11 protein-coding genes and 1 pseudogene are annotated in these 16,042 nt (G+C 28.7%); 9 read left to right on the forward strand and 3 right to left on the reverse strand.

Annotated elements, in window-relative coordinates; all coding sequences use genetic code 4:
- Nucleotides 1-13: 13 nt before the first annotated feature.
- The 3 genes from EXC53_RS00740 to EXC53_RS00750 form a co-directional block, all read right to left on the reverse strand.
- Nucleotides 14-1,228 (reverse strand): IS3 family transposase, encoded by a 1,215-nt coding sequence (locus EXC53_RS00740; protein WP_129724513.1) that lies wholly within the window; start codon nucleotides 1,226-1,228, stop codon nucleotides 14-16.
- Nucleotides 1,229-1,309: 81 nt separating this feature from the next.
- Nucleotides 1,310-2,611 carry a trigger factor gene (tig, locus tag EXC53_RS00745; RefSeq protein ID WP_119572052.1) on the reverse strand — a complete coding sequence of 434 codons (1,302 nt, stop codon included), beginning with the start codon at nucleotides 2,609-2,611 and terminating at the stop codon, nucleotides 1,310-1,312.
- A 115-nt stretch (nucleotides 2,612-2,726) separates the two neighbouring features.
- Nucleotides 2,727-3,737, reverse strand: a complete 1,011-nt coding sequence (locus tag EXC53_RS00750; protein WP_119572053.1) for an NAD(P)H-dependent glycerol-3-phosphate dehydrogenase — start codon at nucleotides 3,735-3,737, stop codon at nucleotides 2,727-2,729.
- A 201-nt stretch (nucleotides 3,738-3,938) separates the two neighbouring features.
- Between EXC53_RS00750 and EXC53_RS00755 the strand changes: the two genes are divergently transcribed.
- The 9 genes and pseudogenes from EXC53_RS00755 (at nucleotide 3,939) to EXC53_RS00795 (ending at nucleotide 16,005) form a co-directional block, all read left to right on the forward strand.
- A complete protein-coding gene (locus EXC53_RS00755) occupies nucleotides 3,939-6,428 on the forward strand; it encodes a valine--tRNA ligase (RefSeq protein ID WP_119572054.1) in 2,490 nt (829 codons plus the stop codon).
- Nucleotides 6,416-7,245: pseudogene (locus EXC53_RS00760) on the forward strand (bifunctional 5,10-methylenetetrahydrofolate dehydrogenase/5,10-methenyltetrahydrofolate cyclohydrolase). Before EXC53_RS00755 ends, EXC53_RS00760 begins: the two are co-directional and overlap by 13 nt.
- Nucleotides 7,246-7,267: 22 nt before the next feature.
- Entirely contained in the window at nucleotides 7,268-8,242 is a 975-nt protein-coding gene (gene pfkA, locus EXC53_RS00765) for a 6-phosphofructokinase (protein WP_119572056.1), read from the forward strand.
- Nucleotides 8,243-8,299: 57 nt separating this feature from the next.
- A complete protein-coding gene (locus EXC53_RS00770) occupies nucleotides 8,300-9,136 on the forward strand; it encodes an HAD-IIB family hydrolase (protein ID WP_119572057.1) in 837 nt (278 codons plus the stop codon).
- Nucleotides 9,137-9,176: 40 nt separating this feature from the next.
- Nucleotides 9,177-9,416, forward strand: coding sequence for a preprotein translocase subunit SecG (secG, locus tag EXC53_RS00775; protein ID WP_119572058.1), 240 nt, complete (start codon nucleotides 9,177-9,179; stop codon nucleotides 9,414-9,416).
- 190 nt (nucleotides 9,417-9,606) lie between these two features.
- Entirely contained in the window at nucleotides 9,607-10,956 is a 1,350-nt protein-coding gene (locus tag EXC53_RS00780) for a BMP family ABC transporter substrate-binding protein (RefSeq protein ID WP_119572059.1), read from the forward strand.
- A 77-nt stretch (nucleotides 10,957-11,033) separates the two neighbouring features.
- Nucleotides 11,034-13,394 carry an ABC transporter ATP-binding protein gene (locus EXC53_RS00785; RefSeq protein WP_119572060.1) on the forward strand — a complete coding sequence of 787 codons (2,361 nt, stop codon included), beginning with the start codon at nucleotides 11,034-11,036 and terminating at the stop codon, nucleotides 13,392-13,394.
- Nucleotides 13,395-13,411: 17 nt separating this feature from the next.
- Nucleotides 13,412-15,058 (forward strand): ABC transporter permease, encoded by a 1,647-nt coding sequence (locus tag EXC53_RS00790; RefSeq protein ID WP_119572061.1) that lies wholly within the window; start codon nucleotides 13,412-13,414, stop codon nucleotides 15,056-15,058.
- Nucleotides 15,058-16,005, forward strand: coding sequence for an ABC transporter permease (locus tag EXC53_RS00795; RefSeq protein WP_119572062.1), 948 nt, complete (start codon nucleotides 15,058-15,060; stop codon nucleotides 16,003-16,005). The genes EXC53_RS00790 and EXC53_RS00795 overlap by 1 nt, the downstream gene beginning before the upstream one ends.
- Nucleotides 16,006-16,042: the final 37 nt, after the last annotated feature.

Consider the following 16,042-nt stretch of genomic DNA (forward strand, 5'->3'; position numbering starts at 1 on the left):
AGGACAGAAAAAATTAACAATTTATCAAATTGGATAGCCCCATACTATATTCGTATGGGGTTTTTCAATTCAAACATGATTGAATTCTAAATTTATTGTATCAATGAACATAATTAGATATCACTTTTTCTAGTTCACTCAAAGTCATAGCTTTGATATTTAAATCTCTAATTAATTCAGTTTTTAAATTTGAAAATCAATATTCCACAACTCTATTATCTAAACTATTTCCTACTTTTGAAAGTGAAATTATTCCACCTTTATTTTGAATAAAACGAGAAAAATCATCAGATGTATAAGTTGAGCAATGATCTGAATGTAATATAAAACTTTTTTCAAAATCAACATTTTCAAATGTTTTGTAAATTAATTTGGAATCATTAAATTTAGAAAGAGAAAAACTAATTATTTCTTTAGTTTTATGTTTAATTACTACTGAAAGATAAACATTATTGTTTATTGCATCTTTTGTCGCTGGAAGATATGTTACATCAGTAGCATATATATTTCTGTTATATACATCATTATAATCTCTATTAACAATGTTTTCTTTTATGACAGATGTATTCTTTACTTCTTTTAGTTTTTTTCTTTTTCTGACATTGCAAAATAAACCTAAGGCATTCATATATCTTCCCAGAGTTCTTTCGTTTATGTCTATTTTATAGTGCTTTAAGATAAAATATTTTAATTTTTGTCTACCATATTTAGATCTATTTTGTTTAAATGAATCAATAATCAAGTCTTGGTACTTTATTTTTCTGGATTTAATTCTAGGAGCAAAATTATTTCTTTTATGTTTGGATATTGTTTGTCTACAAAGATACAACAAAATAGCAAGTTTATACGAAGCCATATTAATATGTGATGCCTCTTGAACTTTTTCTGTTTTAAATTTATCTTTTGTAATTTCTCTATATCTTTTTGCAATTTCAATTAAATCTTCTCGTGTAAAAATGTCTCAATTTATATCTTGTTCTTTCGCTTTTCTTGACCTACCGGTTCCAGGCTTTCTTGGTTTTTTATTCATATTAAAATTATAATGTTTTAATATTCTTCGTAATCTCGCTTTCACATATTTATCTTTTGCTTTTGCACCATATTTATACATCAGTTCAATCGCATCCTTTTTACCTAATTGAAAAAATGTATTATAAATTTCTTTTTCTTGTTCTTCTGTAAAATGTTTTCCCATTTTTTCTCCTTTAAAAATATAAAAAATTAACATTCGAAGGAATGTTAATTTTTATTGTCCTAGTTTAAAATTGGTGTTTTTTATTTAAAAAAATACCCATAAGGGTATTTTTTGTTATTTTGTAAAGAATGTTTTAACAACAGCTTTATATTCTTCAAGTTTATCTGATTTTGTAAGTTCTAATAATTTTTCAGCTTTAAGGGATTCTGTTAAAAACATGTTTTTGAATTCTTCTGGTGCAAATTCGAAAACACTTTCGTCTAATTTAGCTAAATCTTCTTGATTTGCAACTTCTTTAATTTTTACTTGTAATAATCATTGACCAGCAATTTCTGAAACTAATCTTGCTTTAGCTTGTTCGCTAAATTGATTTTCTAATTCTTCCTCAGTTGTTTTGATTAATTGTAAGTATTCTTTTTTCTTAATTTGGAATTGTTTTAATTGATTTTCAAATTCTTTTTTGATGTTTTCAATTTCTTCTTGAATAAATGAAGTGTGAAGTACAGGTTTTGCAACTTCAACTAATTTTGCAATTGAATCTGTTAAGTATTTTTGAGTTGTAGTTGTAAAAATATTAAGTCTTGCACGGTTAGCAACTCATGCTTTAAAATCTTCGATAGTTTCAACATTAGTAATTCCAAAACCTTTAACTAATTCTTCTGTTAATTCTGGAGCATCTTTACGTTGAATTTTGTTAATTTTTACTTCAAAAACAGCATCTTTATTTTGGAATTCTTTTGAGAAGTAATTTGCTGGGAATTTAACATTGATTGAACCTTCTCAATTTAATTCTTTACCCACTAATTGATCTTCAAAACCTGGAATAAAACTATTTGATCCAAGAACTAAATCATATCCTTCAGCTTCACCACCATCAAATGGTTCGTCATTGATGAAACCTTTAAAGTTAATATTAACTGTATCTCCTAATTTAGTTGTTCCTTCTGTAATTTCTTTGTTTAATGCTAATCTTTCTAAAAGATCGTTTAAAGCTTTTTCTTTATCGTCTTCAGTTGGAACTAATTGTCCTAAGTCAACTTTAATTTCTTCTAAATTAACATTTTCAAAGTTTGGAGCTTGAACAAAAAAGTATTTAAGTTCAACACTTCCATCTTCTTTTGTAGCAAGATCTGTTAAAACTCTTACACCATTTAATTTTTCTTCTGTTAATTTTTCAATTGCTTTTTCTAAGTTTTTGTCTAATAATTCTTTAGCAACTTCTTGATTAACTTTTGCATAATCTACTCTTCTGATAGCTTCTTGTTTTGGAGCTTTACCTGGACGATATCCTGGCACTTTCACTTTTTTAAGTTCAATTTCAACTTTATTATTTACTAATTTTGAGACTTCTTCAGCCGGAATTTCAATGATTACTTCAGCTTGAGCTAATTCTTGTTTTAATTCTAATTTGATCATATTCTTAATGTCTCCTTTTATGATTTGATAGGTTTCTAGTCATAGCTAGAATAATTATGTTAATATTTTACTTTATTTTCAAAAAATTAACATCAACTAATAAAAAATGCTTCATTTATGAAGCATTGTTTGTTTGAATAAAATCTAAAATTTTGAATGGACTTTTACCTGAAAATAAAATTGCAATAATATTGTTTAAAAATGGAACATCTAATGGGTGTTTTTTTAAAATTTTTTGTAAAGTTTTAGCTGTTTCAACACCCTCAACTGTTTTGTTATTTAATTCTAAAGCTTTTTTCATTCCAAATTCATTAATTTGTTGTCCAAAACTAAAATTACGACTTTTTGTTGATGAGCAAGTAAGGAAAATATCACCAATTCCAGAAAAACTAAGTGCAACTTTGACATTATCAGGATTTGGGTGTAAAAAGTCTAAAACTTTTAAAATTTCTTGCGTTCCAATTGTGAGCATTGCAGAATGAGTATTAACAGATTGATATTTAGCAGAAACCATTCCCATTCCAATTGCTAAAACATTTTTTAAAGCAGCAAAAAGTTCTGCTCCTTTAATATTTTGCTCAGGTTCTAAACGAAAATAAGCATTATTAAAAGCTCTTTGTAGCTCACGATTGTACATGTGGTTTTCACCAACAACATTAATGATAGTAGCTTCTTCATTAAAAACTTCAACCGCAAATGAAGGGCCAATAAATGTTGCAAGGTTTTTTAAGTTTTTCTTAAATTTCTTAGCAATAAATTCCGAAAATAAAGTTTCAGAATTAGGTTCAAGCCCTTTTGAAAGGTTAATTAAATCTACTTTTTTATATTTGAGTTCTTTTTGCAATTGTTTTAAAACACTTTTGACAAGTTTTGACGGTACTCCAAGAACATAAGTATTTGAATTAGATACAAGTTCACTCAAAGAATCGGTAGCATAAATATTTTCAGGATTATTAAATGCACGTGAATTAAAATATTTTGTATTGTAACCACGCTTGATGTCTTCGATCTCTTTTTGATCAACCCCATATAAAATTACATCATATCCATTTTTGCTTAAAACATTGGCTAAAGCACTACTTCAAGCACCTGTTCCAATAAAACCGAATTTTCTTTTTTTACTCATAGTTATTTAATTATATTAAAAATAAATTAATTTTTTAGAACTAGTTGAGTGATATTTAAATTATTATTTTAAATAAAATTTTTTTAATTGCTTAATTCTAGCTCTATACTACTTTTTCATTTTTTGTGAAATAATTTATAATTTAAATAACTAGAAAATAATATTTTTTTAATTCAAAAGATAAATAATAAGGAGGTTGCTATGAACAAAACATATGATCATAAAATTGTCGAGCAAGGGCTCGATCAAAAGTGGCAAGAAAAAGGTTACTTTATGACTCATGATGTCAAAAAGAAACCATTTTCTATTTTGCTTCCACCACCTAATGTTACAGGGAAACTTCATTTAGGACATGCTCTTGATTCTTACATTCCAGACACAATTATTCGTTATAAAAAATTAATGGGTTATGATGTTTTATGACTTCCGGGCATGGATCATGCTGGAATTGCAACTCAAAGTAAAGTTGAAAGTGAACTTGTGAAAAATGAAGGTTTAAATCGTCATGATTTAGGACGTGAAAAATTTTTAGAAAAAATTTGAGAGTGAAAAGATGAATATGCAGGTTTATTTAGAAAGCAATGATCTAAATTAGGGCTTGCTCTTGATTATCAATTTGAAAGATTTACTTTGGATCAAAAAGCTAATGAGGCCGTTTTGAAAGTCTTTGTCGATCTTTATAATAAAGGTTTTATTTATAAAGGTGTCAGAGCAATTAATTGAGATATTCAATTACAAACAGCTTTATCAAATATTGAGGTTAATAATGAACCAACAGAACAAAAAATGTATTACATCAAATACCCAATTAAAGATTCAAACCAACATCTTACTATTGCGACAGTTCGAACAGAAACTTTATTAAGTGATGTTGCAATTGTTCATGCACCAAATGATTCTCGTTATCTTGATTTAGATGGAAAATTCGCAATTCACCCAATCACTAAACGTGAATTACCAATTATTAGTGATGAATATGTAGATCCCGAATTTGGGACAGGATTAATGAAATTAAGTGCCCATGCAGAAGCAGATATTGAAATTATCCAAAAATTGGGTTATGAAATTATTGAAACAATTGATAAAAACGGGTTCATTAATGCTCCAGACAGCATTTTCCATGGTTTAGAACGTTTTGCAGCAAGAGAAGCAATTGGTAATTATTTAGCTCAAAATGGTTTTATCGAAAAAGTTGAAACTACAATTTCGAATGTAGCAGTTAGCGATCGTTCAAAAACAGTTGTCGAAACACTTGTTTTACCGCAGTGATTTGTAAAAATGGATCATTTTAGAGATTTAATTTTAGATAACTTAAACTCAGAAGATAGTGTGAAGTTTTTCCCTAAACGCTTTAAAGCAACTTTAGAACAATGAATGGATAAAGTTCATGATTGAACAATTTCAAGACAACTTTGATGAGGACATAGAATTCCTGCTTGATATGATAGTGAAGGGAATATTAAAGTTCAAATTGAATCACCGGGTGAAGGATGAGTACAAGATCCTGATGTTTTAGATACATGATTTAGCTCAGGAATTGCTCCATTTACATTTTTAGATTGACCAAATACTAATCCGAATTTAGAACGCTATTACCCTTATAGTCTTTTAGTTACAGGATATGATATTATTTTCTTTTGAGTTGCTAGAATGTATTTCTTTGGTTTAGAATTCATGCAAGAAAAACCATTTGATAATTTATTACTACATGGTTTAATTCGTGATTCACAAGGACGGAAAATGTCTAAGTCATTAAACAATGGTGTTGATCCGATGGATATGATTGATCTTTATGGATCTGATTCATTGCGTTGATTTTTAATTACAAATACGACACCTGGACTTGATATTCGTTTTTCAAGTGATAAAGTTGAATCAGCTTGAAGAGTTATTAACAAATTATGAAATATAGCAAAATATATTAATGACATGCCAGAAGAAGGAACTTCTGAATTAACACTTGTTGATCACTGAATTTTAAACAAATTAGATCAATTAACTTCTAAAATTCATAATTCAATGGAAACTTATGATTTTGCTGTTATTGGTACAGAAATTTATCGTTACATTTTTAATGAATTAAGTGGATGATATGTTGAACTTCTTAAAACACACCCTTCAAAACAAGGAGCTTTATTAGTTTTAAGAAAAACATTAATTGTACTTCATCCATTCATGCCATTTGTGACAGATCGAATTTTTAGCAGTGTCTTTAATGAAGAATTATTAGAACAAGATTGACCAGCAATTGCTTCACAGATAGATACTTCATCAATTGATAATATTATTGAAGTTGTTACAGAGTTACGTAAATATCGTGAAGATAATAAAATTTCTAAAAAAGAAACATTATTCTACTATTTAGAAAAAGAAATTGATCAAACCACTATTAATGCTATTAATCGTTTAGCTTTTTCTGAATTAAAAGAAAATAAAGATTATTTAATAACTTTAACAAATAATAATCTTTATGTTTTAATTGATGAAGCTCAAAAAGAACAAAACAAGAAATTGCTTCTTGAAAAAATTGAATTCGTAAAATCTGAAATTGCTCGTGCAAGTAAGATTTTAAGCAATGCTAATTTTATTCAAAAAGCACCACGTGAAAAAATCGAGATTGAACAAACAAAATTAGCAAAATATGAAGAAGATCTTGAGAAATACATGGAGGAATTAAAATGCAAATATTAAGTGGAAAAGAATTAGCTAAAAAAGAATTAGCACAACTTAAACAAGATTTAATTGATCTTGAATTATCTCGTCAACCAAGATTAGCAATTATTCAAGTTGGTGATAATCCTGCTTCAACTAAATATGTTGAACAAAAAAGAAAGAAATGTGAAGAAGTAGGAATTGAAGTTGCTGTGCATAAATTTAGGGAAAATATTTCTCAAGATCGTTTATTAAAAAATTAGATGATATTAATGAATATGCAGATGGTGTAATTATTCAATTGCCACTTCCAACACACATTCCGAAACAAGTTATTTTAGATGCAGTTCCATACAATAAAGATGTTGATGGACTTAGTACTAAAAATGAATTTAAACTTTACAATGATAATGGTGAAAAACATTTTGTCCCAGCAACAGCACGTGCTGTTTTAGAACTTATGGATCACTATAACATTGAAGTCAAAGATAAAAGAGTTGCAGTTGTGGGTCGTAGTCATTTAGTTGGAAAACCACTAGCACACATTATTAAAAGAAAAGATGCAACAGTTGCTACATATGATGAAAATACAGGAATTAAAGGAATTGAAAACGCTGATATTGTCATTGTTGCAATCGGAGTTGCAAAATATGTTAAAGCCGAAAACTTAAAAGAAGGTGCAATTGTTATTGATGTTGGAACAAACTTAGATGACAAAGTTACTGATGAACTTTGTGGTGATGTTGATTTTGACGATGTTAAAGATAAAGTTTCAGCAATAACACCAGTTCCAGGTGGAGTTGGACCAATGACAGTTGTATGTTTATTAAAGAATTTAATTGATAATTTTAGATAGAAATTAAGGAGATATTATAAAAATGAGAAAAATTGCAATTTTAACATCTGGCGGTGATGCTCCAGGTATGAATAATGCTGTTCGTGCAGTTGTAAAACAAGCTCACGCAAATGGTCTTGAAGCCTTTTTGGTTTATGAAGGATATAAAGGTTTATACAACAACAATTTAGTAAGTGCTAAAGATATTGATGTTGATTCTTACTTAAATCAAGGTGGAACATTTATTTATTCTGCTCGTTTTCCGGAATTTAAAAATCCAGAAATCAGACAAGTGGCTGCTAACAACTTAAAAGAAAGAGGAATTGAAGCTTTAGTAGTAGTTGGGGGAGATGGAAGTTATAAAGGTGCTCAGTTATTACACGAAATTGGTGTAAAAACTATTGGATTACCAGGGACAATTGATAACGATATTGCTTCAAGTGATTATACAATTGGATACGATACAGCTTTAAACACAATTACAGAAGCAATTGATAAAATTAGAGATACAGCAAAAAGTCACCAAAGAATTATGATTGTAGAAGTTATGGGTAATATGTGTGGAGATTTAGCACTTTACTCAGGACTTGCAACTGGTGCTGAAATTATTGCTACTAGTCAATATCTTTTAAGTGAAGAACAAATTATTAATCAAGCAGTAGAACTTACAAAACAAAAAGGACGTAGAAGCGTTATTATTGTTGTTTCTGAAAAATGCTACAAAATTGATGACTTAGCTAAAAAAGTTCAAGCTGCAACAGGTTGAGATACACGTAGCAATCCTTTAAACCATATTCAACGTGGAGGAAATCCGACAGCTCAAGAAAGAATTCTTGCAACTTTAATGGGAATGAAAGCTGTTGAATATTTACTTGCCGGAAAAAGTGGTCTTGCAATCGGAATTATTAATAACGATATTGTGGGAGTTCCAATTTTAGAAGCTTTAAGTATGGAAAATAAAGCTAAAGATAAAGCTGTTGAGCGTGCAATTAAATTTAATAAATTAAATCAAGCTTAATTGTGAATAAAATTGTAGTAACTAAGTTACTATAATTTTTTATTAAATAGGAGTAAAATGACACAACCTTCAATTGTATTTTTAGATTTAGATGGAACAACATTAGATGGACCAGCTGCAAATTGATATACTAAAAACCCAACACCATTTACCTGTGAAATTTTAAACAAGGTTAATTCTGAGTTATTTCCAATTGTAATTGCAACAGGTCGAAGTGCTAATGTCAATACAGCACGACTTGCAAAAATGATGGGAATTGACACATATATAACTTGAAATGGGGCTGAAATTATTTATCAAGGTGAAAAAATTTATCGTGCCACAGTACCAAGTGATATAGCTGAGGAACTTTTTGAAACCTTAGCATCTTATAAATTAAATTTTGTTTACAATTCCAATCCACGTGAATATGCTTTTTCAAGTAACTGACTTAGTAAAAAATTTATGGGAATGGGTAACAAAACTGCTAAAAAATATAGTCAATATACTAATGATTTTGAAGTCCAAAAAGTTATGGTTTGAAATCAAAATCCTTACTCATCAAAACGCTTACAAAAACTTTTTCCTGTATTAAAAGCAAAATTTCAAGATAAACTCGAAATTACTTTAGCGGGAGATTCAAATAACATTTTAGAAATCACCCCACTAAACATTTCAAAAGGAACTGCTGAGCTTTGACTTTGCAATTATTTAAATTTAGATCCTCAAAGAGCAATCCATATTGGTGATTCATTAAATGATGCATCAACAAAAGGAAAAATTGGAAAGTTAATTGCGGTCGCAAATGCACACCCTGATTTAAAAAACCAAGCTGATGAAATTTTAGAGCTTAGCTGTGATCAAAGTGCAGTGGCTCATTATTTATCTCAATTTTTAAAGAATACAGAATCATAAATTTATGATATTATTTAAGCAAGACTTATAAGGAGCAAACATGATTCGAGCAATTTTAACAATTTTAATTGTTGTCGGTTTTTTTACAATTTTCATTTCATTTTTAATGTCACCTGATTCAAATGGTTTTTCAGGAGCATTGGTTGGTTCAAATGACTTAGAGTTATTTAGACAATCAAAAGAACGTGGTGTTAAAAAGTTTTTAAAATATAGTATGACTATACTTGGAGCTTTAATTATGATTATTTCTGTTTTTCTTCGTTTTTTAGTTTTTAATTAAGATAACAAAATCAACTATAAAATAGTTGATTTTGTTATTGTATAGTCAAGAAGCTAAATCAAATTATGGAAATTTTATGGAATAATTACACAATTTAATCAAAAAAATGAGGTTTTTTGAGCTTACGCTCTAAAAAAACTATAAAACTATAATTTAAGTGAAGAAAAAATCAGGAATAAGGAGCTTATATATGAAAAAATTATTTAAATTATTATTAACATGTTCTGCTGCTACAATTGCTACTTTACCATTTGTTGCAGGTGCTTGTTCAAATGAAGAAACATTACCAAAAGATACAAAAGATATTAAAAAAGATGCAAATTACAAGAGTGCATACTCAAATATGCAAAGAGTAACAGAAGTTGAAAGAAGTTCAGAATTAAACTACTCTTTAAACTTAGATTGATTCCCTAACATTATTTTAATTACAGATACAGGGAACTATGATGATAAATCATTTAACCAATCTTCACTTGAAGGAATTCTTGCAGTTGAAGATGTAATGCAAAATAAAATTGCTATTTCTCACACAAAACCAAATTCATCAAACTTTGAAGAACAATATAGTACAGCCTTAAATAAAGGAAAAAATGTTTGAGTTCTTTCAGGATTTGAACACGGAAACCCAATTAGTAAATTTATTCAAAGTAATAGAAAAGAAATGGAAGCAAAGAAAATCATTTTAATTTGTATTGACTTTTCACTTGATCCATCAATTTATAAATATGTTTATTCAGCAACATTCAAAATTCAAGAATCTGCTTGAATCGTTGGTAAAGCAACAGGTAATTATTTATCACAAGTTTTTGCTAACAATGCAAATGAAAGACAAATTTCAACCTTTGGTGGAGGAGCATACCAAGGTGTAGTTGATTTTAATAGAGGATTTATGCTTGGTGTTCAAGAATGAAATAAAGAAAATCCTACACTTAAATCAATGATTAACAAAAACTTAAATAGAGTTCCGTTAGATACAGGGTTTGAACCAAGTAACAAATTAGAAAACTCTGTAATTGAATCATTAGGAAAAGTTTCAGTTAATGGAAAAAGCTTTTTCCCTAAAGTTCTTTTACCAGTTGCAGGACCTGCTGTTAACGTTGCTTTAACAAAAATGCAAACTAGTGATTATGCAAATACAGCTGTTATTTGTGTTGACGTAGATCAAGCAAATGGATATAGTTCTACATCACCAGAACATGGAAAATTCCTTACAAGTATTACAAAACACATTAGTCAAGCTGTTTATGACATTATTTTAGCAACAGTTTACAATATCGATCCTAAACATCTTCTTGGGGAAAATAAAACATCTATCGTGCTTGACAAAGGTATTGCAGAAAACTGAGTTGGTTATACAACTTCACACTTAAAAGATCCTGCAAAAGCTAAACTTATGAACGATGCTTTAGCTCTTGCTAAAACACAATTTGATGCATTAACACCAGAACAAAAAGAAGCTTTAAGATCAGATGTTTTAGATGGTAAAAAATTATCATATCAAGATTTCTTAAACAAACTTCTTGAAAAAATTAATAATTAATTACTAGATAAAGACAAAACAAATAATTTTAATTTATTTGTTTTTGTTTTATTAATTACAAAAAAGAAAGAAAAATTATGAAAAAACAAAATGCTATAGAATTTATTGATATTTGCAAGTATTTTGGTGAAATTAAAGCTAATCAAGATATTAGTTTCGAGGTCGAAAAAGGAACAATTCATGCTTTAATTGGTGAAAATGGGGCAGGAAAAAGTACCTTAATGTCAATCCTTTTTGGTCTTTATCAACCTGATAAAGGAACAATTAAAGTTAATGATAAAGAAGTTTTAATTAAAGGACCTAATGATGCTAATAATTTGGGGATTGGTATGGTTCACCAACACTTTAAACTTGTTGATGTTTATACTAATTTACAAAATATTATTTTAGGTGACGAAGATGTAAATTCAGTCACAAAAGCAATCGATTATAAACCGGCTATTCAAAAAATTAAAACAATTCAAGAAGCATTTAATTTAAATTTCGACTTAAATCGAATGACAGGGAAAGAAACTGTTGCAACCCAACAAAAAGTTGAAATTATGAAAATGCTTTATCGTGATTCAGAAATTTTGATTTTTGATGAGCCCACAGCTGTTTTAACCGATGAAGAAATTCAAGGACTTCTTGAAACCTTTAAGCTTTTCAAAGAACAAGGAAAAACAATTCTTTTTATCTCACATAAATTAGCAGAAATTAAAGAAGTTGCTGATAATGCAACAGTTATTCGTCATGGAAAAGTTATGGGTAACTTTTCTGTTAAAGATGTATCAATTCAAGAAATGGCTGAAAAAATGGTCGGAGGAGAAGTTGAAGTTGTTCGTAATGAATATACAGATACTTCAAACAATGAAGTTATTTTAGAAATTAAAAATGCATCTACTAGCGGTGAAAAAAGAATTAAAAATCTTTCACTAGAAGTAAGAGCAGGAGAGATTGTGGCCATTGCCGGAGTAGAAGGAAATGGTCAGAGAGATTTAGAATATGCAATAAGCGGAATGAAACCATTAATTGCAGGAGAAATTAATTATCGTAAAACTCCTTTAATTACAGAAAGAGTTAAATTATTACAAAAAACCAAGACAAAAACATTTTTTACATTGTTAAGTTTAAGTCTTTTATTATTTGTTTTAGGAATCATTTTCTTTGTTGTTAAATCAAATAAACCTGATATTCAAGCTATTTTGAATGTTTTTGCTGGAAGTTCATTATTTTTTGGTTTACTATTTTCAGTTATTGCTCTCAACTTAAAATTCCACTTTACCAAAATTTTTAAGAAAATTCCTGATGGAAAAGAAAAGTATGAAGCTAAATTAGGAAAGAAAGGTTTTTATTTATTTAAAAGCTGTAATTATCTAGCAATTGCTTTAGCTAGTCTTGGGTTCATTCTTTCTTTAATCTTTGTTTTATCAAAAACAATGCTTATTCATATTTTGATCTTAATTCTTTTTGTTCTTGCTTTCTTGGCTATTTTGGGTGCAAAATTTATTTCTCACAAAAACTTCCGTGAGTTAATTGTAAGTCCGAAAGCTCATTTACTAAAAATCTCTATTTTTGAAGCTCTTTGTGCAATAGTTGCTCTTGGATTAATTATTGTTGCAAGTTTAACAATAGTTTTTTTAGGTGCTTTTGCTCTTAAATTAACTTTATTGATTTTAGGATTTATTTTTGTAGCTTTAATAGCTTTAAATTCAACAATTTATTACTCAGTCACAAGTGTTGAAAATAAAAATCTTAATCAAGATTCTAAATATTTTTCTATTTCTGAATATGGAGTTTATGATATTTCAAAATTAGCATTTTCATTTATTCCATCAGATAGACATAAACACGGTTTAGTTTTAGACTACAATATTAAATCAAATACAATTTTAAGAAGAATTTGAGATACTGATTTTCAAAAGTTTGGTTTTTTCAAAAACAAGAAAATTAAACTTGAAAATGATGAAATTATAAGAAAATACGATGTTCGTGGTGCAAGAAAAGGTCTTTCTATGGCTCGTTCATTATCAGGAGGAAATCAACAAAAATTCATTGTTGGTCGTGAGATGAATGCACCGCATGAATTTATTTTAATTGTGCAACCTACTCGTGGTTTAGATGTTGGTGCTATTAAAAATATTCACGAAAAGATTTTGGAAGAGAAAAAACAAGGGAAAGCAATCTTGCTTATTTCTTACAAATTAGATGAAGTTTTAGCTCTTGCCGATAAAATCGGAGTTATTAATGGTGGTGAAATTTTAGTTGTTAAAGATGCCAAAGATTTAACAAGAACTGAAATTGGTGTTTATATGGCACATAACAAACAAAAAGAATCTCAATCAGAAACTTTTAATAATTCTGATGATAAAAATAAATCTCAACAAAAAGAAATAGAAATTAAAACAAATCTTAAAAAAGATACAAATACTCAAAAAGTTTTTGTTTTCTTTGAGTAGAAAGGAAGAAGAGAAGTATGTCACTTACATTCGCACCAAACTCAACAATGAGTAAATTGCGTAATTTTGTTATGTTTGACGACCGTGTCAAAACAAGACGAAAAACTTACGCTTCGCTTTGAGCGATAGTCATCGGTCTTCTTGTCGCTTCCGTTCTTTATTGAATAGTTACTTCAATGGGAACAGGGCGTCATGCAACCAATCCTTTTACTTTCATTTTTTACTTATTTAAAGAAGGTCTTGAACCAAATACTAATAGCATAATTTCACTAACAGGATATTTAGTAATTTTTGGTTTTAGTGGATTATCTGTTGCAATCGGTTTTAAATCAGGATTATTTAATATCGGTGTTTCAGGTCAAATGCAATTACCGGGAATTGTATTCTTTGCGATTTTGATTTCTTCAAGATCAAATTTAAGCAATGTTTCTAATTCTTATCTTTTAGGAATGATGCTTGTATTCTTCTTGGTATCAATGTTTACAGGAGGATTAGCTGGAGTTTTAAAAGCTTACTTTAATGTTCACGAAGTTATTTCCACTATCTTCCTTAATTGAATTATTACTTATTTAGGAGTGTGATTATTCACACGTGTTAATGGTGTTTTCTTTGCACCAAATGATTCTGCGGTTGATCAATTCCTTCATGTTCGTGAGGGGACAGAATATCTTTCTTTAACTAAAGACACACGTCAAATGTTTATTAATATTGGAATTGCTCTACTTGCTTTAACTGCTCTTGTTTTATGATTTATTTACACCAAAACTACTATGGGTTACAAACTTAAAATGATTGGTTTAAATAAAACTAACTCAAAATATGTTGGTGTTAATGAAAAATTAACAACAATTAGTGTTATGGCAATTTCTGGTGGTTTAGCAGGTTTAGCAGGTTTCTTCCACATAGTTATTATTAATCGTCATTATTCAGGAGAAGCAGTTCCGCTTCTTATTGGATTTGAATCAATAGCAATTGCTTTAATTGCGTTAAATAGTCCAATTGGAGTTATTTTAACAAGTATGCTATATGCAATTATTTATAATTCTCGTCCAGGATTCCAACAACTTGATGGTAATTTAAAAGTTAGTCCAGAATTTTTCGGAATTATTAACGGTGTAATTGTCTTTATGGCTGCTTTAGCGATTATGTTTTACTTTTTCAAACCAGTTCGGAGTACAATCAAATTCTTCTATTTATTAGGTAATAAGGAATATTGAGAAAATAAAAAATTACTTTGAGGTTCTTATAGAAAATATATTGCTAAAGAAAAACGAGAACTTTGAAAACTTTATTGACAAACTCAAAAAGCCAAACGAGCTTTTAAAATTCGTCAAAAAGAATATGAAACATGAGTTGCTGAAAAGTTAGTGTTAATCAATAAACTTAACAAAGATTCAGAGTTAACAAAAGATTTAAATCTACAAAAAGCTAATCAAAAACAAATGCTTGATCTTTACGATCTTCTTTCAAAAGAAAAATTTAAGTTTTTAAAAGAAAAAGAAGAGCATGGTTTAAATGTTTATAAAGATAAAAAGAATAAACTTCAAAATCAAGCTTATTCTCGTAAAGTTAATTTTAAAGCTCTTAAAGAAAAATTATTCTCTGATTGAGTAGAAAGAGTTGTTTCTAGTCGTTTCATTAAGGATAAGAAAGGAGAATACTAATGGAATTAGTTTTATCTTATACTTTCTTTTTCTTATGTATTTTGCTTTTGGGTACAATTGCAGGTATTTTCTCAGAAAGAGTTGGTATTGTTAATATCGCAATTAATGGTTTCATGGTCTTTGGTACTTTGATGTATATTGCAATTAGTGTTGTTTTTCAAAAACTAATTGGTAACCAAGGTGGTAGCGAGTGAAACCAAATTTGAATTACTTTGTTTGCAGGAGGTTTAACATCTCTGTTTGCATTACTTTTTGGTTTTGCAACTATTAAATTAAAATCAGAACAAACTATTTCTGGATTTGCAATCAACTTACTTAGTGCAGGAGTAGCTGCTTTACTTATTCTTGTTCTTTTAAAATTCCAAAATGCAGGTACTGTTTTAACCTTTAACGGACGAAGTGAACTTGCACTTGGACCAAGTACTTCATGAAAAAATATTATTTCATTTAAGTTACTTGTAACTATCATTATTACCGTTGCTTCTTGATATGCTTTAAGAAAAACTAAATGAGGATTACGTTTTCGAGCAATCGGTGAAAATCCACAAGCAGCAGATGTAGCTGGGGTTAATGTTAATAAAACTAAATGACAAGGAATTTTAATTTCAGGATTTATAGCAGGAATTTCAGGTGCACTTTATGCTCAAACTAATATTGCTTCATTTAGTATTACCAAAGATGTTCAAGGTCTAGGATATATTGCGTTATCAATTATGATTACCGGAAGATGAAAAGTTACTTTATCAGTTTTAGTTTCATTCTTCTTCTCATTACTTTTAGCAATTTCATTCTATGGAGTTTCTTTATTCCCTGCTGATTTTGTTAAATACAAAGACTTATTCAACATCTTACCTTATGCTTTAACTTTAATTTTAATGTTAGTAAGTAGTAAGAATTCATATGGACCAGCAGCGGCGGGAATACCATATGATAAATCTCAGCGGTAATTTCAAATTTAAGCAAATATTTTAAAAAATAAACCCT

The organism is Mycoplasmopsis gallopavonis (assembly GCF_900660635.1).
GTDB lineage: Bacteria > Bacillota_I > Bacilli_A > Mycoplasmatales > Metamycoplasmataceae > Mycoplasmopsis > Mycoplasmopsis gallopavonis.